The organism is Candidatus Pacearchaeota archaeon (genome assembly GCA_038874355.1).
Classification (GTDB): Archaea; Nanobdellota; Nanobdellia; order Pacearchaeales; family GW2011-AR1; genus JAVZCO01.
Genome location: JAVZCO010000001.1, coordinates 206,602 through 225,926, shown reverse-complemented (window position 1 = coordinate 225,926; position 19,325 = coordinate 206,602). Strand labels below are relative to the sequence as shown.

Sequence of the window (19,325 nt, the reverse complement as noted above, 5' to 3'; positions counted from 1 at the left end):
ATAAGCAGGGATACCGAAGCGGTCAAACGGGCATGGCTAAGGACCATGCGGCTTAGTGCCTTCAGAGGTTCGAATCCTCTTCCCTGCATAAAAATGAAAAGTAAGACAAAAATATAATGGCAAAGAGGAAACTGAATAAAAAAAATGTTGAAAAAATAATAAATTATTTTTTTTCTAATACAAAGGATAAAACATCTAAAGATATTAAAAAAATAAAAAGATTAGCTATGAAGTATAATATTAAATTAAAAGATAAAAGAAAAAAATTTTGTAAATACTGCTTAAATCCTTATTCGGGAAAAGAAAGAATTAGAATAAAAAAGAAAATGAAAATAATAATTTGTGAAAAATGTGGAAAAGTAAACAGATGGGAAATTTCCTAAGTAATTAAGAATGCGATATTAAAACTTCTTAAATTTATTAATCTCTTGTAATAAATCAACTTGCCCTAAAAACATTGCTCTACAACAATATCTTTCTAATCCTAATTCATCTAAAACTTTTTTAGTATTTTCTCCTTTCTCTATTCTTTTTTTATATTCTTCCCACAAGTGTGCTATAGGCTTACCACATGAAAAACATCTTACCGGAATTATCATATTTAATTTATAAAAAGACCATTTAAAAAATTTTCTATATAATCTTTTTTAGTTTGAATTAATTTGAAGTTAAAAAAAGATTTTTAAAGGTCTTTTTATTCTAAGATTAATGAGTAAAAAAATAATAATAAGTATTATAACTCTTTTTATGATTTCTGCAATTGTAACAGCAGTTATTTTTCTTTATCCATATGAACCTAAACAACCTCCAAAAGCAGATGATACCGGCTTTACTCAACAAGGGATTCAAGAAGTAATTAATGCAAATAACCAATTTGCTTTTGATTTATATAATCAATTAATTAATGATCCTAAAAATAAAGGGAAAAATATTTTTTATTCTCCTTATAGTATTTTCTCTGCTTTAGCATTAGTATATGAAGGAGCAGAAGGAAAAACAGCAGAAGAAATTAAATCTGTTTTTCATTTTCCAGAAAACAGTGTATTAAGACCAAATTTTGCTGCAATCTATAATGAGATTAATGAAAGAAATAAGGATTATGAATTAAGAACAGGAAATGCTTTATGGGTTCAAAAAGATTATAATTTGCTTGAAGATTATAAAAGTAGAGTTGAAAAATATTATGGTGGAAAAGCAACAAATTTGGATTTTGTTAATGAAAGAGAAAAATCAATACAAACAATTAATAGTTTTATTGAAGAACAAACTAATGATAAAATTAAAGATATAATCAAAGATTTAAGTCCATTAACTAGATTAATAATTACAAATGCTATTTATTTTAAAGGTAGTTGGGAGAAGGAATTTAATAAAGAATACACTAAAGAGCAAGATTTTAAAATAACACCTGAAAATATTGTAAAAGTTCCTATGATGTATAGAAAGGGAGGGTATCTAAATTATTTTGAAACAGAAAAAATGCAAATATTAGAGTTACCTTATAAAGGGGATAAAATTTCTATGTTGATATTATTACCAAAACAATACGAAGAATATGATTATGAAAGGAAAGAAAAAATTGTTTATAATTACACGCTTGAAGATATAGAATTTTCTTTAGAAAAACTAAATGAATACAAGTCTCAAATGAAAAAAACAGATATAGACAGTATTTATTTACCTAAATTTGAATTTGAAACAGAATATCATATGGAAGAAACTATGAAGTCTTTAGGAATGATAACTGCTTTTAGTTATAATGCTGATTTTTCTGGAATGAGAAAAGAAAAGGATTTATTTATTGATTTTATAATTCATAAAGCATATGTTAAAGTTAATGAAGAGGGAACAGAAGCAGCTGCTGCGACTACTGTTAGGAAGATGGGTAGTTCCGCATATCCATTAAGAAAAATATTTAGAGCAGATCATCCTTTTATATTTATAATACAACAAAAAGATACAGGAAATATTTTATTTATAGGAAGAGTTATTGATCCTACAAAAAAATAATAAAAATATATAAAATTAAATTTTCTTTTAAAGATAATAAAGAAATTTGATTAACTTTATAATAATAAAAAGATTTAAAAACATTAAAAAAGAACAAGATTTATGGTAAAGAAATGCGTTTATTGCAACAAACATATAGATGAAAACTCTGTTATAGATGTTTGTGATATATGTGGAATTAAGGTTTGGGGAGAAAGAATGTTTAATGCAATTAAGAGTAATATGAATGAAGCAAATAATAAAGGAAATTTATTTCAAGGAAGCATAACAGAAAATATAAACACAAAAATTAAATAATATTTTCTTGTAAGATTATAATGGAAAAATTAAAATTAATAGGGTTTGATTTAGAAGAAATTGAGAAAGAAAAAATAAATAATATATTGAATAATTATTTAAAAAAAATTGAAAATATAGTAGATTATAAACAATTATCAATAAGATTAAAAAAATCTAAACATGGAAAAATTTTTTTACATGAAATAGAAACAAAATTAGAAACTAAAGAAAAAATATTTAATTCTAAAATTACGGATTATAATATATTTAATGCTTTAAAAGAAACGTTGAAAAAAATAATAAATGAATTAAAACATTATTATAAGAAATAAAATGGCAAAAATAAAAAAAGCTACTAGAGAAAGTGGAAAGATAAAGACATCTAAAATATTATATAATTATAAAGAGGGGGATAAAGTAGTAATAAAAATAGATATAAGTCATCCTATAAATTTCCCAAAAAGATTTAATGGAAAATCTGGAAAAATAATTGGAAAAAAAGGAAAGATTTATATTGTAGAAATAAAGGATTTTAATAGAATAAAAAAATTATTAATCAACCCGATTCATTTAAAATATTAAAATGAAAATAAAAGAAATGAAAAGTTTAAGCATGGCAGAAAGTTTGAATTTAATTGAAAATATAGAAATGGATGAGGAAAAAAGAAAGGAATTAAAGGGTTTTATAAAAAAATTTATTAAATTAAAAAATGAAGATGCAATAAGTTTAAGAAAAGAATTAGAAAGTTTAGATTTAATAAAAATTAAATCAGAGCATATTTCAAAAATAATAGATTTCTTACCTGAAAATGTTTCAGAATTAAATAAAATATTAGTAGATGTTGTTTTAAATGAAGAGGAAACAAATAAAATTCTTGACATTGTCAAGAAATACAAATAAAGAAAATGATAAAAGAAGAATATGCAATTATATTAGATTTTTTACCATATGGTTATCCTTTAGAAAGAAGGGGAATGGCTGTAGCTCAGGCTATATGTGAAAATGAATTAATATTATTAGAATTAATACCAAGAAGAGGAATAACATTAGAATTAAAAGAAAGAGTTTATATAGGAGAAGGGAAAAGAGATAAAATTCATTTTATAAAAGGAAGACTATTAAGAGAAAAATTAACAGAAACCGCAAAAAAAAATTTAGAAGAATTTATAAAGGAGATGGTAGAAAAAAAAGAAAAAAAATTTGTTGAATTTTTTAATAAAGCTCAACCAATAAATACGAGAATTCATCAATTAGAGTTACTTCCGGGTTTTGGAAAAAAACATAAAGAAGATATAATAAGAGCAAGAGAAGAAAAACCATTTGAAAGTTTTGAAGATATAAAAAAAAGAATACCTAGCTTACCAGATCCAAAAAAAGCTGTAGAAAAAAGGATATTTGAAGAATTAACAGAATTACAAAGGCATAATTTATTTGCTAAATAAAAAAATGGATAAGATAATAAAACAAAATAAAGAAGAAAAAGAAGAAAACTTAATTAGAATTCTATCTGTTGATATACCATCTAATATGAGAGTTTATCCTGCTTTAACAAAGATAAAGGGAGTTTCATGGAGTTTTTCTAATGCTGTATGTAATATTTTAGATATAGATAAAAATAAAAGAATTTCTGAATTAACAAAAGAAGAGATAGATAAAATATCAAATTTTATTCAAAATCCAGATTTGCCTTCTCATTTATTTAACAGAAGAAATGAGAGAGAAAGTAAAGAAGATATTCATTTAATTGGTTCTGATTTAGATTTAAGAAAAGAATTTGATATAAAAAGATTAAAGAAGATAAGATCTTACAGAGGATTAAGACATGCTACAGGTCAACCTGTAAGAGGACAGAGAACAAAATCTCATTTTAGAAAGAATAAGGTAGTTGGAGTTCAAAGAAAAAAACAACAACCAACTAAATCAAAAAAATAATAAAAAATGATAAGAAAAAAGAAAAAATATTCAAGACCAAAAAAACCTTTTGATAAATTAAGAATTGAAGAAGAAAATAAAATAAAAGAAAAATATGGATTAAAAAACAAAAGAGAAATATGGAAAGCAGAATATAAAATTAATAAAATAAGAGAAAAAGCAAAAAAAATATTAACAGCATCATACGAAGAACAAAAAAAATTTATAGAAAAATTAAATAAGATAGGTTTAAATGTAAAGAGTATTTCTGATGTTTTAGCATTAAATAAAGAAGATTGGTTAAAAAGAAGGTTACAAACAATTTTAAGTAAAAAATATAATATTACTCCTAAATTAGCAAGACAGCTTATAGTTCATAAACATGTTAAAGTAGGAGGTGTTAGAGTAAATTCTCCTAGTTACATAGTGAAAAAAGGAGAAGAAGAAAAAATTGAAATTACTTTAAAAAAGAAAATTTCAGAAGAAAATAATAAAAAACTAAATGAAAATATTTTTATAGAAGAAAAATGAAAGAAAAAGAAGAAATAATTGGTGTGGTATATATTTATACATCTTTTAATAATACAATAATTAACTTAACTGACTTAACAGGTAAAACTATAGCTAGAATATCTGGAGGGCAAGTCACAAAGCAGGATAGATTAAAAGCAAATCCTACTATAGCAATGTTTGTAGCAAAAAGGGTAGCAGAAATAGCTAAAGATTTAGGAATAAATTCTCTTTTTATTAAAATAAAAGCACAAACAGGAATGACAAGTCCAGGTCCAGGAGCATATTCTGCTGTCAAAACTTTCGGAAAAGAAGGATTTAAAATATTAAATGTAATTGATATTACTAAAGTACCAAGAGGTGGTCCTAAGAAAAAAGGTGGAAGAAGGGGAAGAAGAGTTTAATTAAATTTAAAAACAAAGAAAAATAAAGAAAAAAATGAAAGTATTAGAAAATAAAAAAGAAAAAATATCTTTTTTATTAGAAATAGAAGATAGTTTAGCAAATGCTATAAGAAGATCTTCTTTAGAAATTCCTATATTAGCAATAGATGAGGTTGAATTTTATAATAATGATTCTGTTTTATATGATGAAGTATTAGCACTAAGGTTGGGTTTAATACCATTAAAGACTCCTAAAGATATGGAATTAAAAGGAGAATGTAAATGTAAAGGTAAAGGATGTAGTTTATGTGAAATAGAATTAAAATTAAACGCTAAAGGTCCATGTATTGTTTATTCTTCTGATTTAAAAGGAAAGGCAGAAGTAGTATATGATAAAATTCCTATTGTAGAATTAGCAAAAGATCAACAATTAAATTTTTTAGCAATAGCAAGATTTGGAAAGGGAATACAGCATACAAAATTTTCTCCTGGTTTAGTTTATTATTCTTATACACCAATAATAGAGAAAGTTAGTAAAGATAAAATTGAAAAAGAAAAAATAATTGAAGTTGATAAAGAAACTTTTGAGAAAATAAAAAATAAAGATAAAATAGCATTTGATTTTTTAGATGAATATGTAAAATTTAATGAAGAAATAGTTTACGTTAAACCAAATGAAAAAGAAATTTTATTTACTATAGAATCATTCGGCCAAATAGAAGCAAAAGAAATTATGATTAAATCTATTCAAATATTAAAAGATAATTTAAAAGAAATTAAGTAAAATTTAAAACTGCTTTTGTATCCCTATATAAATAAATGTAAGCAGGGATACCGAAGCGGTCAAACGGGCAGCGCTCAAGACGCTGTGGCTTAGTGCCTTCAGAGGTTCGAATCCTCTTCCCTGCATAAAAATGAAAAGTAAGACAAAAATAAAAAAACAAATAAAGAGAAAAACAAATATTTTTTTAGTTGATAGTGTAAAAGAATTAATAAAAGGAAAAAATAAAGAGATAGCAGAATTATTATCAAAACCAAGAAGAAAAAAAATAGAAATTAATATTAGTGAAATAGAAAAAAAAGCTAAAGAAGGAGATATTATTATAGTTCCTGGGAAAGTTTTATCTTCTGGAGATATAACTAAAAAAGTAAAAATAATTGCTTTATCTTTTTCGGAAAAAGCAATTACAAAATTGAAAAAAGCTGGATGTGAAATATCTTTTATAGGAGATGAAATTAAAAAAAATAAAGAAATTAAAGGTAAAATAATAACTTAAAAATGGAAGAAGAAATAATAATTGATGCAACTAACTCTCCTTTAGGAAGAATAGCAAGTTTTGCTGCAAAAAAAGCTTTATTGGGAAATAAAGTTATCATAGTAAATACAGAAAAAGCAATTATAACAGGAAAGAAAGAATCTGTATTAGAGGAATATTTAAAAAAAAGAAGAAAGGGAGGTGATATTCAAAAAGGCCCATTTTTTCCTTCTAATGTAGAAAAGATAATGAAAAGAACAATAAGAGGAATGTTGCCTTACAAACAGTATAGAGGAAGGGAAGCTTTAAAAAAAATAAAATGTTATGAAAGTGTTCCGAAGGGATTAGAAAATAAAGAAAAAATTTCTTTAGAAAATAAAAAAGAAAAAGGAATAACTTTATTGCAACTAACTAAATTATTAAAAGGAAAAAATGAATAAAGAACAATCTATAGTTGTTTCTGGGAAAAGAAAAAGAAGTATAGCAAGAGCAACAATAAAAGATGGAACAGGCAAGATAATAATAAATAAACAACCTTATGAATTATTACCTTTAATAAAAAGGTTAATGATAGAAGAACCATTAGAAATAGCAAAAGAAAAATTAGGTAAATTAAATTATGATATTGAAGTTTTAGTTAAAGGTGGCGGTTCTAATTCTAGAATAGAGGCTGCTAGGTTAGCAATTGCTAAAGCTTTAGTAGAAAAAACAAAAAATAATGAATTAAAAAAAGCGTTCTTATCTTATGATAGAAATTTATTAGTAGCGGATGTTAGGAGAAAAGAAGCTTATAAACCTAATGATAGCAAAGCGAGAGCGAAAAGACAAAAGTCATATAGATAATTCTAAAAAATGAATAGGAAAAAGCATCATGTCTATTATAAAAAAATAAAAAAAGATATTCACGACAGATTAGTAGAAAAGATTTATTCTAATATAGATTTAATAAAAGACAAAATTGATAATTTTGTTTATTTTGAAAAATATCCAAAAATAGGAAATTATGTTCCTGATTTAGCTTTTCTTTGTAAAACAAATAAAACAGAAAAAGAAGGATTATACAAATTATTAATTGTAGAAGTTAAATCTAATGGTTATGGAAAATCTTATCGCGAAGCTGAAATTAAATTATATAAGATTTTAAATTCTTTTATAAAAGAAAAAGAAGACCTTATAAAAAAATATTCCGAAGTAATAGAAAAACTTAAAGAAAGAAAATTAGTTTCTTTATATTTTGGGTACAGAATTGCATTTGAAGATTATTTTTATAATATAAATGTAGTAAAACCAGTAACTTGGGAAGACAGAGATCCTTAATTAAAGAATTAATTCTTTTCTAATTGAACAATATTTTTCTGAAATAATATCTTCTAAAGTTTTTTTTCTAAAAAGAAAATGCGCTATTTCATCTGCATAATTTACTATTAAAATATGTTCATCAAATTTAATTCCAGAATATAAAAAAATGTTTTCTTCGGGTATTCTTTCTATTTTAGAAATTAAACTCTTTGTAGATTTTAATTCTTCTATCTTTAAATCTCCGTCAATTAAGATTTCTAAAGAATAATCTTTATAATAACGAGTAATTCCTTTTAATAAACTAGAGAAAACTATACTTCTTACACTTAAATTTATTCTTTTATCTTTTTTTATTACTTCCTTCATCCTATTTATATCATATTCTTGTAAAATTAGAAAATTATAACGTACTTTTCTAAGTTTTTCATTTAATTCTAAATGTTTTCTATCTTTTTTAATAGGATTTTGTAAATAAATGGAATATTCTTCTTTATTAGAATAAGCTGCAACAAAAATTTCAGGATATTTTCCGTGATTTGATTCGTCTATTCCTACAAATAGTTTTCTTTTTGATATAAGCATAAAAATAAAAATAATAGTTGTTTATAAAAATATATGAAATAAGAAAAATATTTTATATTATTATTTTTCTTCTAATTTTTTTTGAACTCTATTAAAAATTTCATGAGAAATTAAAAGTGGATGTTTTCCGTCTATTAAATTTCCTTTAAATTTTATCTTTCCAACATAAACAAAATTTTTCAATATTTTTTTTAATCCATTAACAGATAAATTATATTTTTTCGCTAATTTATTTAAGCTTATATTTTCATTTAAGAAGGTTTGAAATATTTCCTGGACAATCAATTTTTTTTCTTCATCAACAACAAGTTTTTTATCAATTATTTTATATCCTAATGGTGGTCTTGTTATTATATTTCCATCTTCAAATTTTTTATTCATTCCTTCAATATTTGGGTTATTTTTTCTATATTTCCTAAATGTTTCTAAAATATCAGAATTTATCTTTTCTCTTATATATTCTTTAAATTCTTCTTCTTTTGTTGGAGCATAATTATTACATATTTCACATAAAGTAATTAGATTTTCTTTAGATGGCTTTTTTTCTTTATTTATTATGTGAATTTTTAGATTTTCTTCATCACCTTTATAAAAACATTTTTGGCAACTAAAGTTGTCTCTTTCTAAAATCTCTTTTTTTAATGAATTTGATATATACATTTTTATAAATCATCTAATGGATTTTTTATTTTTTTAAGTTCTTGGGTATTTACATGAGTATAAATTTGGGTTGTATTAAGATTTTCATGCCCTAATAAAGTCTGAATAAATCTTATATCTGTTCCTGATTCTAATAAATGAGTGGCAAAACTATGTCTTAGTACATGAGGAGTTACTTTTTTGTTTATTTGTGCTTTTTCTGCTGTCTTTTTTATAATCTTCTGTATGTTTCTTGTTGTTAATGGTTTTTCTTTAGAAAAAAGATAAAGATTTTCTTGATTATTATTAAGGTATTCTTGTAAATCATTAGCAAGTTTTTCTGAAAGTATAAAGATTCTATCTTTTTTTCCCTTTCCTTTTTTAACTATTCCTATTCTTTCTTGAAAGTTTATATCTTCTTTTTTAAGATTAACTAATTCTGAAACTCGCAAGCCAGTACTATAAAGGAATTTTACTATTAATTTTGATTTTTTTGTTTCTATAGTTTCTATCAATTTTTTTATTTCTTCTTTTGTTAATACTTTTGGCAAAGATTTTTCTTTTTTAGGCCTTTCTATATTTTCTGTTAAGTCTTTACCTAAAATTTTTAATGTTGAAAATTTTATTGCTGATATTGCTAGAAGTATGGAATTTGGGCTTTTTTCAGAAATATAAGCTAAAAATTTTTTTACATCATCTTTTGTTAATTGCTCTATATCTTTATTACAATATTCTAAAAATTTTAAATTAAAATATTTGTAGTTTCTTATTGTTAGTTCAGATTTTTTAGTTAATTTTAATTCAACTTCTAATTTTTCTATGAATTCCTCTTTTTTCATAAAAAAAATAAAACGAACTTCTTTATAAATTTTTTCAAATTTTATTATAAATAATGGTTCGTTTAATAACTCTTGTGCGAACTTTTTATTATTTTTCTAATTTTTTCTACTATAGGTTATTAATATTTTTATTTTTTTGCACTAAGGTTAACTTAGTTAAAATCATTATATTTATTATTTAATTATTCTATTATTTTTTTATAATCTTTCTAATATAAATTTTTTTAATTTTTATTTTATTCTTAAATATTATTTTTTTATTTTTGTTTTGTTTTTCATTTTTTATTTTTTGCTATTTTTATTAAAAAAATTATAATATGGATCTTATTTTTTAAAAATTGTATAAGTTACTTATTTAAAATTTTTATTTTCTTTATTATTTTTTAACTAAGGTCACCTAAGTGAAAATAAAAATTTAAATAAACTAATCTAAAGTCAATAAAATTTATTTTTTTCTTTTATTTTTAACTTCTTTTTCTTGTTTTTTATTATTTTTTTGATTGAATGTCAAAAGGACTATTGCTAAAACCAAAACAACTAAAGAGATTATTAGTTGAAACAAAGGATTAGATGTTTCTGTTATGTTTATTCTTAATAAATTAAGCAAAGATAAAATAGCAATTATCCATCCAAATATTTTTATTGCTTTTGTTTTTTTCATTTTTTATTTTCTCACCTCCTTTCAATTTTATCATTAAATCTTTTTATTATAAATAAATTAATAACCCTATTATTTAATAATCTTATTATCAGTAAATAATCAAAACTTATCAAATCTTTTTTTATTTATCAAATTTATATTATTTTATTTAATTAATTACTTTACTTATAATAATTAATTTTAATTTAAAAATCTTTTTATTAAAAAAATATTTTTTAATACACTTATCAATTATTCTTAAAAATAATATTTTTATTAATTTTAACCTATTTTTAATAAAATTTAAAAGATTTTTTAATTTATTTTATAATATAGGGTGTTTAAAGGTGTTTAAATAAAATTTTATGGTGTTTAAGGGTGTTTAAACAGCTGTTTAAATAAAATTTTATGGTGTTTAAGGGTGTTTAAACAGCTTTTTATATATATCGATTATAAGAATAAACATTTATCTTTTTTATAAAAAATTAAATATTTTTTAAATAAAATTTTATAATAAATACGACGAAAAATTGAAAAATAAAAAGATTTATAAATAATATTTATGTGATTAAATTATGTTTAGATGGATATTTAAAAGAAAAAAAGATGAAGAAATAAAGAAAGAGGAGATAAAAAGAAGCTTTGAAGCTGTAAAAAAGGATATAAACAACCTTGGTTTGTGGGTTGAACATTTGAATAAGAAGGATGAAAAAATAGAAAATGATATTTCTGATATAAAACAGCAAATATCGTCGATAAAAAATGAAATAGAAGGATTAAAAAATATTGTTGATACTATTGATAAAGAGCTGTTTAAACAGCTGTTTAAAACACCTGTTCAAAAAATTGAAAAACAAACAGCTGTTGAAGGTGTTTGTTTAGGTGTTCAAACACCTGTTCAAACAGGTGTTTATGGCATTTTTAAGAATTTTAGTGCTATGGAAAGAGCAATAATTTGGGTATTGTTAAATACAGACCTAAAATTAAGTTATGATGATCTTGCTGCAATGATGGGAAAAACAAGAGCTACTATAAGAGGGCAAATAAACTCAATAAAACAGAAAAGTGAGGGTTTAATTCAAGAGATAATTGAAAAAAATGGTAAAAAAAGGATATTTATAGAGGATAGTATAAAAGAAAGAATATTAAAAAACGTAAAAGTGAGAGATAATAAAAAGAAAAAAAGTGAAAAAATAGAGGAAATTGAGTGATAATTAATAAAAAAATAAAAAGTGTGAAATAAAAAAATAGCTTTTTAAAGCTTAAAAAATAAAAAATTAAATTAATTAATAATTGTGTTATTTAAAAATTTAGATATTAAGAAAGTTAGAGAATTAAATAAAATGTAAAAATTTTTTATTTATAAGGCTTAATAATAGAAATATATATAGATCATTTTATAATATAAGATATTAATAATTAAATAATCGTTACAACGAATAATATTAACATAAATATATTATCATAATTTATAATTTATATTAATAATATTAATAAATTTAAAACGAACTTTTAATAATTATAATTAATTTTTTAAATATTTCTTAATTTAATTATTGTTTCTAAAGGTGTTACTTCCTTTAGTTCTTTACTTATATGAAGAATGACCTGTTTATTATTTATTTTTTCTTTTATTATAGGAATTCCTTTTTTTATTAATTTTCCTACGTAATCTCTTACGGAAGATTCTGTCAAATTTAATTTTTCTGAAAGTAATTTATAATCTACTAAAAATCCTTTTTCCTCTAAATCATAAATATAAGAAAAAACCTTAAATTCTTGTTCTGTTAATCTTTTAAATTTGTTTCTTATTTCTTTTTTTATGATATCTAAACTATTTAATATTTTTAATATTTCTTCAAAATCATTTTTTATTGTTATGTTTTCTTTATTTTTATCCACTACATTTAAATTTTTATATTTTTCTTTATAGTAATTAGGCACTACTGATATTTCACTAATATTATTTTTATTATCTATTTTATTTATTTTTTTATTATTTTCTTCTATATTTTTTGTTTGTTCGTTTGTCTGTCTGTCTGTCTGTCTGTCTGTTGGAACCCCATTATTTCCTATGGAAACATTATAATTTTCTTTTTTTAAGCCTTTAAAATATATTTTATCTGCCGAATCTTCTTTATTTGTCTTTATATCACTGTTATTTGTCTGTATTTTTTCTTTTTGTGTTGGAATAAATAAATTATTATTTTTATTTTTTATTTTTGAATTATTTTCTAATATATTTAGTTTTAATTCTGTTATCTCCTTATTTATTATTTCTAAAAACGAATTAATTTTAGAAATAGATTCTTCTAATTTTGAGATTTTTTCTCCTAAAAAAAAGATATCCTCTTTTACTTTTTGAAAAGATTTTTTTATTTTATCCATAAAAAAAATTAACAATATAGTTTTATAAATATTTATTTATTATAAAATATTTTTTTAACTCTGATAAGCAAAATAAGCTTGTTTAGATAAACACCATCTAATTCTTTTTGAATAAGGCTTTCCTTTTGGATTTTTTACTATTTTTGAAACTATTCTTTTTTCTTCTAAATCTTTTAATAATTTTAGTGTAAATTCTTCGTCTCTTGCAATTTCTCTTGCAATTTCTGCGGTAAATTTAGAAGAAGGGTAAATAGTTAATAAATAAGATATTATTTGTTCTTGTATTTTTTCTTTTTTGTTTTGAGAAAGTTTCATAGAAGAACTATTTTTTAATAATTTATATATTTTATCATAAGTTATTATTTTGAAATTTATATCTTTAAAGAGTATAAAATTAAATTTAAATATAACTATCATTTAATTTTTTGATTAAAATGGAAGAATATAAAATAGAATATGCCAAAGAGGTAAGCAAAGAAAAAATAAATGAAATTTTACACCCTTTAGTTAAAGAATGGTTTTTTTCAAAATTTGAAAATTTTAGTAAAACGCAACTATATGGTGTTATTCCTATATGGAAAAGAAAAAATACTTTGATTTCTGCTCCTACTGGTGGAACAAAAACTCTTACTGCTTTTTTAAGCATTTTAAATTATCTTATTATTCTTGCTGAAAAAAATGAATTGGAAGATAAAGTTTATGTCATATATACTTCTCCTTTAAGAGCATTAAGTAATGATATATATGTAAATTTAATAACTCCTTTAAATGAAATAGAAGAAATAGCAAAAAAAAGAAATATAAAACTGCAAAAAATAAGAATTTCGTTAAGAACAGGAGACACAACAATAAAGGAAAGACAAGAGCAGTTAAAAAAACCTCCACATATATTAATAACCACTCCAGAAACTCTTTCTATAATAATAACTTCAAAAAAGTTTATTGAAAAATTAGATAATGTAGAATATGTAATTATAGACGAGATTCATTCTTTAGCTAATAAAAGAGGCACACATTTATCATTGAGCTTAGAAAGATTAAAGGAAATAAGTTATGATTTTGTTAGAATAGGGTTATCTGCTACAATATCTCCTTTAGAAGAAATAGCTAAATTTTTAATTGGAAGCTCTAACGAATGTGTAATAGCAAATGTTAATTTTGAAAAAAAATTGGATGTTAATGTTTTATATATTGGTGATATTTTTAATGAAAATAAAGAAATAAATAAATATCTTTATGAGGTAATTGATAATTTAATACAACAAAATAAGACTACCTTAATATTTACAAATACAAGAAGTGCTACCGAAAGAGTTGTAAATCACTTAAAAGAAATTTTTCCAAATAAATATTTAGATGATATAGGTGCTCATCATGGAAGTTTAAGTAGAGAGTATAGATTTGATATTGAAAAGAAATTAAGAGAAGGAAAATTAAAAGTTATTGTGTCTTCTACAAGTTTAGAGTTAGGAATAGATATAGGCTATATAGATATGGTGATTTTATTAGGAAGCCCAAAATCTGTTGCAAGAGCATTACAAAGAATAGGAAGGGCCGGTCATAAATTACATGACACTATCAAAGGAAGATTTATTGTTTTAGATAAAGATGATTTAGTAGAATGTAGTATAATGTTAAAGAATATAATAGAAAGAAAAATAGATAATGTAGAAATTCCTAAAAACTGCTTAGATGTTTTGTCCCAACATATCTATGGAATGGCTATAACAAAAAAATATAATATAAAAGATATGTTTAATATAATTAGAGGGAGTTATTGTTATAAATACTTAAGTTATGAAGATTTTCTTTCTGTTATATCTTATTTAGCTGGAGAATATGCTTTAGAAGATAAAAGAGTTTATGCAAAAATTTGGTATGATGAAAAAACAGGAGAAATAGGTAAAAAGGGAAAATTGGCAAGAATGATATACATGACAAATATAGGAACAATACCAGAAGAATCTTTTATTTCTGTTATCTTAAGAAAAGATGGAAAAGAAATAAAAATAGGAAATATAGATGAAAGTTTTTTTGAGAGAATGAAGAAAGGGGACGTTTTTGTTTTGGGTGGTAATAAATATGTATATATGTTTAGTAGAGGAATGAAATTATATGTTAGCCAAACTATTGATAGGCCTCCTACGATTCCTTCTTGGTTTTCAGAAATTTTACCTTTATCTTTTGACCTTGCTTTAGACATACAAAGATTCAGAAAATTAATTAATGAAAGAATAAACAAAGAAGAAAAAGAAGATATTATTAAATTTATTGAAAAATTTTGTTATATAAAAAAAGAAATAGCAGAGGAAATTTATAATTATTTTTTATTACAAAATGATTATATTGGTATTCCTCATTTAAATAAAATAATAATAGAAAATTATAAGGTAGAAAAAAATTATTATATTTTTCATTCTTTATTTGGAAGAAGAGTGAATGATGCTTTATCAAGAGCTATTGCTTTTATTTTAGCGAAACAAAATGTAAGGGATATTGAGATTGGAATAAATGATAATGGCTTTTATTTAATTGGGGAAAATATAAATAAGGAAAAAATTGAAAAAACTTTAAATTTTATTAATGAAAATAACTTAGAAGAAATTTTAAAAGAAGCGATTGAAAAATCAGAGATATTAAAAAGAAGATTTAGACATTGTGCTTCTCGTGCTTTGACGATATTAAGGAATTATAAAGGTAATAAAAAATCTATTGCAAAATTACAATTAAAATCTTCTTTTTTAATTGATAGCGTGAGAAGATTAGATAATAATTTTCCTATTTTGAAAGAAACAAGGAGAGAAATATTAGAAGATGTTATGGATATAAAAAATGCAAAAAAAGTTATTAATTGGATAAAAAATAAAGATATTAAAATAGAATTTAAGGAAACAAGGATATGTAGTCCATTTGCTATAAATTTAATTTTACAGAGTTATTATGATATTATAAAAATAGAAGATAAATTAAATTTCATTAAGAGAGTTTATGAAGAAATAAAAAAGAACTCTATAAAAAATTTATAAATAATTGTAATGCTTATAATATATTTTTTATAAAATAGATTTATTTTTAAACTATCTTTCTATTTTAAAATTATGAAAAAAAACAATTTTTTATTAATAACAAAATATAGTGAGGAAAGTATAAATGGAAAATTGAAAAAATTAGAAAATATAATAAAAAATTTTAATAAGAATGGAGATTATTCTTGTTATGCATATATAAAAGATAAAAAAGAAAATCTAAATTTTGGGTATTACAAAATCTATATTTATGGAAGTAATATAAAAGATATACAATTTAAACAAAGTAAATTGGAAATAGAAATAGGAATTATGAACGAATTTACAATTTATGAAGAAGAAGGAAATAATAAAAAAATAATAATTTCTTATAAAAAATAAAAGTTATTTTTATTAAGTTTTCTATATTCATAGGATTATGATATTAGATAAAAATATAAAAATTATTGGAAAATCTTTATTTTTAATAAAAGAGAAGATTTTAGTTATTAGTGATTTACATGTAGGATATGAACAAATTTTTTTAAAAAATGGTTTTTTTGTACCTAAAATTATTAAAGAAGAAATAAAAAAAGATATATTTTATATTTTAAATAAGACAAAGCCAAATAAAATTTTAATATTAGGGGATTTAAAACATGATTTTGGCAGAATAAATAAAAATGAAAAAGAGGAGATTTTAGAAATTTTATATTTACTAAAACAAAATTGTAAAGAAATTATTTTGATTAAAGGAAATCATGACAATTCTTTAGAATATCTAATAAAAAAGTTAAAAGTAATTATAAAAGACTTTCATATCGAAAAAGAATATGCTTTTTTTCATGGAAATAAAATTTTTAAGGAATTATTTAATAAAAAAATAAAGTTCTGGATTGTTGGGCATAATCATCCAGCAATAACAATAAAAAAATATGTAAAAAAAGAAAAATATAAGTGTTTTTTAATCGGGAAATATAAAAGTAAAAAAGTTATAATTCTTCCAAGCTTTTTTCCTTTAGTAGAAGGAGTTGATATATTTGAAAATGAAGATTTAAATTTAGATTTTAAAATTAATAAAGAAAATTTTAATATTTATGCTATAAGTGATGATAATAATTTATATGATTTCGGAAAATTAAAAAATATAAAATCTATATTCTCCAAATCCCTTTACTTTGAATAACTTTATTATCAACAATTATCTTTCCATTTTTCATATCTTTTACAAGATCCCAGTGTAAGGCAGAATTATTATATGAACCATTTTCTTTATAAGACATTCCTAAAGCAAGATGTATTGTTCCTTCAATTTTTTCGTCAAATAATAAATTTTTAGTAAACTTATTTATTTTTGGATTACATCCAATTCCAAATTCTCCTACATATTTTGCATTTTCATCTATATTTAATAAAGAATAAAGATGATTTTGATTTTTTTCTGCTCTTGCATTTACAACTTTTCCTTCTTTGAATTCTAAATAAATACCAGAAACTTCTTTTCCAGCTTCTATTGCAGGATAGTCAAATTTTACCCATCCATTTAAACTTTCTTTAAATGGTGCCATAAAAATTTCTCCAGCAGGCATATTTTCAAAAGTATTTGTATCACATACTGCTTTTTCTCCATGAACCCTGAATTTTAAATCTAAATTAGGGCCAATTAAATGAACAAAAGAACCTTCTTTGAATAATTTTCTTATTTTTTTCATCTTTCTTATTAAAACAGGCCAGTTTTGCAAACAAGAAGAGTATACAAAATTTTCCCATTCTGTTAAAGACATTTCAGCTTCTATTGCATGAGCCAAACAAGGATAAGCTATAGTTAATCTTCTTATTTTGTCTCTATTGTTTACTATATAATCAGAAATTGGATTTAATATTTTTTTTCTTATAGAGATTCTTTCTGAATTTACAGAGGTTAATTCTCTTGTATTCAAATCTGTATAGATTCCAATATAAACTTGTGCTGATTTAACTGTATCAAACCAATATTTAGGAAAATTTTTTAATTGTTCTTCATTAGCATATTTATAAAAGAAATCTGATATATTATTTGGAATCATTCTTATTATTGGATGAGCTCCTGCAAGAATAACTTGTTTATAAAGTTCTATTATGAAAGGCTCTGATTCACTTGAACCTGATATAATTACATTTTCTCCTTTTTTGACTTTTGTACATAATTTTACTGCTAATTTTGCTAATTCTCTCGCTCTTAAATCAGTTGGCATCTTAATTTATATTTGCTTTTTACAGCCGTAGCATTCTCCTTTATTTAATTTATAACAACTTATATTAGTATTATTTTTTCTTTTTTCTCTTATTTCTATTGCATCTTTAATACACCTTTCTAGATTTCCTTCGCAACCTGTTTTTAAATTTACTAATCCACAAAAATGAAAATTTGGATTATAACAACCACAAATCTTATTTTCTATATAATTTTTTATTTTTTGTTCTTCCATTCTATTTAATAAAAGTTTATTTAAACACCTCTTTCCCCAGAAGAAATCTTAATAATTTATGGAAAAAAGAATTTATAAATTTTTGTTTTATTATTTAAAAATAATTAAAATAGTTATCAAATAAAAAATAATTAACAGATAAAAATTTAATTTGCTTTTATCTTTTTACTTTTATTCTTTTTGCTTTTTTATTCTTGGGAATGGAATGTGATAAGGTAAGTTAAGTTCTTCTTCTAATTGTAAAGCTTTTAAACTAACTTTTGTTATAATAAAATTTAAAATTATTAATTTTATAGAGTCTTCTATTTTTTTATCTTCCCAGTCTTTTAAAATTTCTTTAAATTCTTTTTTGTCTGTTGAAATAACAAGATAACCATCAATATTTACATATCCTATATTCTCTAGATAATTTACTGAAAAAGAAAAAGATATTTTTAGAGGATAAAAATCTTTTAAAGATTCTATTTCTTCTTTTACTATTTCTTTTATTTCTACATTTGTGTTTATTTTTAAATCATCTTTTATATTATCTAATTTTTTTGCTTCTATTCTTGTTAAACCAAAACCTATAATTTTCATTAAAATTCTTAGAAATGATTGTTTTTAAATTTTTTCAAAAAGATTTTTTAAATTAAAAAATAAAAAAAGAATTATTTATTTAAAAAAATTAATAAAATTATATTTAGAATTTTTTGTTTATTTTATATAAAATCTTCTTCACTGACAACTATAAAGTCTCCTATGGCTATTATAGAAGTATAAGGAATTAAAATTTCTTTATTTTTTGTTTGTTCTAAATTTAAACTTCTTGCATATGGTGTTGGTTCTTTTATTATTAATTGAATTAATTCACCTGTAGTTGTTTCAAAAGTTATATCTTTTGCTATACCTAATCTTTTTCCTTCTTTTGTCACAACAAGCTTTCCTATTATTTCATTAAAAGGTCTTTTATCAACCATGAAATTTAAAAATGTGTTTTATTTATAAATCTTTCTATTTATTGGTTTTATGAAGTTATTAAAAAATATAATAATATATTTAAGTTTATTAAAGTTTTGAATAATAAATTTTTTATTTTTAAACCACCAACCCCTCTATTTCTTATGGAGAAAGAT

At 22.0% G+C, this 19,325-nt stretch carries 30 protein-coding genes and 2 tRNA genes; 21 read left to right on the top strand and 11 right to left on the bottom strand.

The window, feature by feature from the left end:
• The first annotated feature begins 4 nt into the window (after positions 1 to 4).
• Both QW117_01375 and QW117_01370 read left to right on the top strand, forming a co-directional pair.
• Positions 5 to 88, top strand: a tRNA-Leu gene (locus QW117_01375).
• A gap of 28 nt (positions 89 to 116) precedes the next feature.
• Positions 117 to 383, top strand: a complete 267-nt coding sequence (locus tag QW117_01370; GenBank protein MEM3405606.1) for a hypothetical protein — start codon at positions 117 to 119, stop codon at positions 381 to 383.
• Positions 384 to 401: 18 nt separating this feature from the next.
• Here the strand turns inward: QW117_01370 and QW117_01365 are convergent, their stop codons facing one another.
• Complete coding sequence (locus QW117_01365) at positions 402 to 599, bottom strand: DNA-directed RNA polymerase subunit N (protein ID MEM3405605.1); 198 nt, start codon at positions 597 to 599, stop codon at positions 402 to 404.
• Between the two features lie 109 nt (positions 600 to 708).
• Between QW117_01365 and QW117_01360 the strand changes: the two genes are divergently transcribed.
• The 15 genes from QW117_01360 (at position 709) to QW117_01290 (ending at position 7,667) form a co-directional block, all read left to right on the top strand.
• A complete protein-coding gene (locus QW117_01360; GenBank protein ID MEM3405604.1) occupies positions 709 to 2,010 on the top strand; it encodes a serpin family protein in 1,302 nt (433 codons plus the stop codon).
• 102 nt (positions 2,011 to 2,112) lie between these two features.
• The gene (locus QW117_01355) at positions 2,113 to 2,307 is read left to right on the top strand and encodes a hypothetical protein (protein ID MEM3405603.1); all 195 of its coding nucleotides are present in this window, start codon (positions 2,113 to 2,115) and stop codon (positions 2,305 to 2,307) included.
• Between the two features lie 20 nt (positions 2,308 to 2,327).
• A complete protein-coding gene (locus tag QW117_01350; protein ID MEM3405602.1) occupies positions 2,328 to 2,621 on the top strand; it encodes a hypothetical protein in 294 nt (97 codons plus the stop codon).
• Between the two features lies 1 nt (position 2,622).
• A complete protein-coding gene (locus QW117_01345; GenBank protein MEM3405601.1) occupies positions 2,623 to 2,871 on the top strand; it encodes a 50S ribosomal protein L21e in 249 nt (82 codons plus the stop codon).
• Position 2,872: 1 nt separating this feature from the next.
• Positions 2,873 to 3,190, top strand: a complete 318-nt coding sequence (locus tag QW117_01340) for a hypothetical protein (GenBank protein MEM3405600.1) — start codon at positions 2,873 to 2,875, stop codon at positions 3,188 to 3,190.
• A gap of 5 nt (positions 3,191 to 3,195) precedes the next feature.
• A complete protein-coding gene (locus QW117_01335; GenBank protein MEM3405599.1) occupies positions 3,196 to 3,732 on the top strand; it encodes a DUF655 domain-containing protein in 537 nt (178 codons plus the stop codon).
• Between the two features lie 4 nt (positions 3,733 to 3,736).
• A complete protein-coding gene (locus QW117_01330) occupies positions 3,737 to 4,222 on the top strand; it encodes a 30S ribosomal protein S13 (protein MEM3405598.1) in 486 nt (161 codons plus the stop codon).
• Positions 4,223 to 4,228: 6 nt separating this feature from the next.
• Positions 4,229 to 4,732 carry a 30S ribosomal protein S4 gene (locus QW117_01325; protein ID MEM3405597.1) on the top strand — a complete coding sequence of 168 codons (504 nt, stop codon included), beginning with the start codon at positions 4,229 to 4,231 and terminating at the stop codon, positions 4,730 to 4,732.
• The gene (gene rpsK / locus QW117_01320) at positions 4,729 to 5,115 is read left to right on the top strand and encodes a 30S ribosomal protein S11 (protein ID MEM3405596.1); all 387 of its coding nucleotides are present in this window, start codon (positions 4,729 to 4,731) and stop codon (positions 5,113 to 5,115) included. The genes QW117_01325 and rpsK overlap by 4 nt, the downstream gene beginning before the upstream one ends.
• A 34-nt stretch (positions 5,116 to 5,149) precedes the next feature.
• Entirely contained in the window at positions 5,150 to 5,878 is a 729-nt protein-coding gene (locus QW117_01315; protein MEM3405595.1) for a DNA-directed RNA polymerase subunit D, read from the top strand.
• Positions 5,879 to 5,919: 41 nt separating this feature from the next.
• Positions 5,920 to 6,003 (top strand) — tRNA-Leu (locus QW117_01310).
• 5 nt (positions 6,004 to 6,008) lie between these two features.
• Complete coding sequence (locus tag QW117_01305) at positions 6,009 to 6,371, top strand: 50S ribosomal protein L18e (protein MEM3405594.1); 363 nt, start codon at positions 6,009 to 6,011, stop codon at positions 6,369 to 6,371.
• A 2-nt stretch (positions 6,372 to 6,373) separates the two neighbouring features.
• A complete protein-coding gene (gene rplM, locus QW117_01300) occupies positions 6,374 to 6,790 on the top strand; it encodes a 50S ribosomal protein L13 (protein ID MEM3405593.1) in 417 nt (138 codons plus the stop codon).
• Entirely contained in the window at positions 6,783 to 7,193 is a 411-nt protein-coding gene (locus QW117_01295) for a 30S ribosomal protein S9 (GenBank protein ID MEM3405592.1), read from the top strand. Before rplM ends, QW117_01295 begins: the two co-directional genes overlap by 8 nt.
• Before the next feature lie 9 nt (positions 7,194 to 7,202).
• Positions 7,203 to 7,667 carry a hypothetical protein gene (locus QW117_01290; GenBank protein MEM3405591.1) on the top strand — a complete coding sequence of 155 codons (465 nt, stop codon included), beginning with the start codon at positions 7,203 to 7,205 and terminating at the stop codon, positions 7,665 to 7,667.
• Here the strand turns inward: QW117_01290 and QW117_01285 are convergent, their stop codons facing one another.
• The 4 genes from QW117_01285 to QW117_01270 form a co-directional block, all read right to left on the bottom strand.
• Positions 7,668 to 8,231, bottom strand: coding sequence for a hypothetical protein (locus QW117_01285; GenBank protein MEM3405590.1), 564 nt, complete (start codon positions 8,229 to 8,231; stop codon positions 7,668 to 7,670). It abuts the gene before it with no gap.
• 60 nt (positions 8,232 to 8,291) lie between these two features.
• On the bottom strand, positions 8,292 to 8,891 hold the full coding sequence (locus tag QW117_01280; protein MEM3405589.1) for a recombinase family protein: 600 nt from the start codon (positions 8,889 to 8,891) through the stop codon (positions 8,292 to 8,294).
• A gap of 2 nt (positions 8,892 to 8,893) precedes the next feature.
• Entirely contained in the window at positions 8,894 to 9,709 is an 816-nt protein-coding gene (locus QW117_01275) for a tyrosine-type recombinase/integrase (GenBank protein ID MEM3405588.1), read from the bottom strand.
• A gap of 445 nt (positions 9,710 to 10,154) precedes the next feature.
• On the bottom strand, positions 10,155 to 10,370 hold the full coding sequence (locus QW117_01270) for a hypothetical protein (protein MEM3405587.1): 216 nt from the start codon (positions 10,368 to 10,370) through the stop codon (positions 10,155 to 10,157).
• A gap of 554 nt (positions 10,371 to 10,924) precedes the next feature.
• Here QW117_01270 and QW117_01265 point away from each other — a divergent pair.
• Positions 10,925 to 11,560, top strand: a complete 636-nt coding sequence (locus tag QW117_01265; GenBank protein ID MEM3405586.1) for a hypothetical protein — start codon at positions 10,925 to 10,927, stop codon at positions 11,558 to 11,560.
• A gap of 322 nt (positions 11,561 to 11,882) precedes the next feature.
• On the opposite strand, the gene QW117_01260 is transcribed toward QW117_01265, so the two are convergent.
• Together QW117_01260 and QW117_01255 are read right to left on the bottom strand one after the other, a co-directional pair.
• Entirely contained in the window at positions 11,883 to 12,737 is an 855-nt protein-coding gene (locus tag QW117_01260; GenBank protein MEM3405585.1) for a hypothetical protein, read from the bottom strand.
• Positions 12,738 to 12,791: 54 nt separating this feature from the next.
• Positions 12,792 to 13,052 (bottom strand): hypothetical protein, encoded by a 261-nt coding sequence (locus QW117_01255; GenBank protein ID MEM3405584.1) that lies wholly within the window; start codon positions 13,050 to 13,052, stop codon positions 12,792 to 12,794.
• 119 nt (positions 13,053 to 13,171) lie between these two features.
• Here QW117_01255 and QW117_01250 point away from each other — a divergent pair, with 119 nt between their 5' ends.
• The 3 genes from QW117_01250 (at position 13,172) to QW117_01240 (ending at position 16,928) form a co-directional block, all read left to right on the top strand.
• On the top strand, positions 13,172 to 15,763 hold the full coding sequence (locus tag QW117_01250) for an ATP-dependent helicase (GenBank protein MEM3405583.1): 2,592 nt from the start codon (positions 13,172 to 13,174) through the stop codon (positions 15,761 to 15,763).
• A gap of 72 nt (positions 15,764 to 15,835) precedes the next feature.
• Positions 15,836 to 16,144: a hypothetical protein gene (locus QW117_01245; GenBank protein ID MEM3405582.1), complete on the top strand. Its 309-nt coding sequence runs from the start codon at positions 15,836 to 15,838 to the stop codon at positions 16,142 to 16,144.
• Between the two features lie 37 nt (positions 16,145 to 16,181).
• On the top strand, positions 16,182 to 16,928 hold the full coding sequence (locus QW117_01240) for a metallophosphoesterase (protein MEM3405581.1): 747 nt from the start codon (positions 16,182 to 16,184) through the stop codon (positions 16,926 to 16,928).
• On the opposite strand, the gene QW117_01235 is transcribed toward QW117_01240, so the two are convergent.
• From QW117_01235 to QW117_01220, 4 genes are all read right to left on the bottom strand, one after another.
• Positions 16,897 to 17,976, bottom strand: coding sequence for an aminopeptidase (locus tag QW117_01235; GenBank protein ID MEM3405580.1), 1,080 nt, complete (start codon positions 17,974 to 17,976; stop codon positions 16,897 to 16,899). The two genes, QW117_01240 and QW117_01235, sit on opposite strands and share 32 nt — an antisense overlap.
• A gap of 6 nt (positions 17,977 to 17,982) precedes the next feature.
• Complete coding sequence (locus QW117_01230; GenBank protein MEM3405579.1) at positions 17,983 to 18,210, bottom strand: hypothetical protein; 228 nt, start codon at positions 18,208 to 18,210, stop codon at positions 17,983 to 17,985.
• A gap of 171 nt (positions 18,211 to 18,381) precedes the next feature.
• Complete coding sequence (locus QW117_01225; GenBank protein MEM3405578.1) at positions 18,382 to 18,789, bottom strand: hypothetical protein; 408 nt, start codon at positions 18,787 to 18,789, stop codon at positions 18,382 to 18,384.
• A gap of 122 nt (positions 18,790 to 18,911) precedes the next feature.
• The gene (locus QW117_01220; protein MEM3405577.1) at positions 18,912 to 19,169 is read right to left on the bottom strand and encodes a PRC-barrel domain-containing protein; all 258 of its coding nucleotides are present in this window, start codon (positions 19,167 to 19,169) and stop codon (positions 18,912 to 18,914) included.
• Positions 19,170 to 19,325: the final 156 nt, after the last annotated feature.

Coding starts and splice junctions, on each gene's coding strand:
- rpsK (MEM3405596.1), top strand. CDS start 4,729: ATGAAAGAAAAAGAAGAAATAATTGGTGTGGTATATATTTATACATCT.
- QW117_01340 (MEM3405600.1), top strand. CDS start 2,873: ATGAAAATAAAAGAAATGAAAAGTTTAAGCATGGCAGAAAGTTTGAAT.
- QW117_01230 (MEM3405579.1), bottom strand. CDS start 18,210: ATGGAAGAACAAAAAATAAAAAATTATATAGAAAATAAGATTTGTGGT.
- QW117_01245 (MEM3405582.1), top strand. CDS start 15,836: ATGAAAAAAAACAATTTTTTATTAATAACAAAATATAGTGAGGAAAGT.
- QW117_01295 (MEM3405592.1), top strand. CDS start 6,783: ATGAATAAAGAACAATCTATAGTTGTTTCTGGGAAAAGAAAAAGAAGT.
- QW117_01315 (MEM3405595.1), top strand. CDS start 5,150: ATGAAAGTATTAGAAAATAAAAAAGAAAAAATATCTTTTTTATTAGAA.
- QW117_01260 (MEM3405585.1), bottom strand. CDS start 12,737: ATGGATAAAATAAAAAAATCTTTTCAAAAAGTAAAAGAGGATATCTTT.
- QW117_01325 (MEM3405597.1), top strand. CDS start 4,229: ATGATAAGAAAAAAGAAAAAATATTCAAGACCAAAAAAACCTTTTGAT.
- QW117_01235 (MEM3405580.1), bottom strand. CDS start 17,976: ATGCCAACTGATTTAAGAGCGAGAGAATTAGCAAAATTAGCAGTAAAA.
- QW117_01225 (MEM3405578.1), bottom strand. CDS start 18,789: ATGAAAATTATAGGTTTTGGTTTAACAAGAATAGAAGCAAAAAAATTA.
- QW117_01330 (MEM3405598.1), top strand. CDS start 3,737: ATGGATAAGATAATAAAACAAAATAAAGAAGAAAAAGAAGAAAACTTA.
- QW117_01345 (MEM3405601.1), top strand. CDS start 2,623: ATGGCAAAAATAAAAAAAGCTACTAGAGAAAGTGGAAAGATAAAGACA.
- QW117_01305 (MEM3405594.1), top strand. CDS start 6,009: ATGAAAAGTAAGACAAAAATAAAAAAACAAATAAAGAGAAAAACAAAT.
- QW117_01270 (MEM3405587.1), bottom strand. CDS start 10,370: ATGAAAAAAACAAAAGCAATAAAAATATTTGGATGGATAATTGCTATT.
- QW117_01350 (MEM3405602.1), top strand. CDS start 2,328: ATGGAAAAATTAAAATTAATAGGGTTTGATTTAGAAGAAATTGAGAAA.
- QW117_01275 (MEM3405588.1), bottom strand. CDS start 9,709: ATGAAAAAAGAGGAATTCATAGAAAAATTAGAAGTTGAATTAAAATTA.
- QW117_01370 (MEM3405606.1), top strand. CDS start 117: ATGGCAAAGAGGAAACTGAATAAAAAAAATGTTGAAAAAATAATAAAT.
- QW117_01265 (MEM3405586.1), top strand. CDS start 10,925: ATGTTTAGATGGATATTTAAAAGAAAAAAAGATGAAGAAATAAAGAAA.
- QW117_01335 (MEM3405599.1), top strand. CDS start 3,196: ATGATAAAAGAAGAATATGCAATTATATTAGATTTTTTACCATATGGT.
- rplM (MEM3405593.1), top strand. CDS start 6,374: ATGGAAGAAGAAATAATAATTGATGCAACTAACTCTCCTTTAGGAAGA.
- QW117_01250 (MEM3405583.1), top strand. CDS start 13,172: ATGGAAGAATATAAAATAGAATATGCCAAAGAGGTAAGCAAAGAAAAA.
- QW117_01280 (MEM3405589.1), bottom strand. CDS start 8,891: ATGTATATATCAAATTCATTAAAAAAAGAGATTTTAGAAAGAGACAAC.
- QW117_01360 (MEM3405604.1), top strand. CDS start 709: ATGAGTAAAAAAATAATAATAAGTATTATAACTCTTTTTATGATTTCT.
- QW117_01285 (MEM3405590.1), bottom strand. CDS start 8,231: ATGCTTATATCAAAAAGAAAACTATTTGTAGGAATAGACGAATCAAAT.
- QW117_01240 (MEM3405581.1), top strand. CDS start 16,182: ATGATATTAGATAAAAATATAAAAATTATTGGAAAATCTTTATTTTTA.
- QW117_01220 (MEM3405577.1), bottom strand. CDS start 19,169: ATGGTTGATAAAAGACCTTTTAATGAAATAATAGGAAAGCTTGTTGTG.
- QW117_01290 (MEM3405591.1), top strand. CDS start 7,203: ATGAATAGGAAAAAGCATCATGTCTATTATAAAAAAATAAAAAAAGAT.
- QW117_01355 (MEM3405603.1), top strand. CDS start 2,113: ATGGTAAAGAAATGCGTTTATTGCAACAAACATATAGATGAAAACTCT.
- QW117_01365 (MEM3405605.1), bottom strand. CDS start 599: ATGATAATTCCGGTAAGATGTTTTTCATGTGGTAAGCCTATAGCACAC.
- QW117_01255 (MEM3405584.1), bottom strand. CDS start 13,052: ATGAAACTTTCTCAAAACAAAAAAGAAAAAATACAAGAACAAATAATA.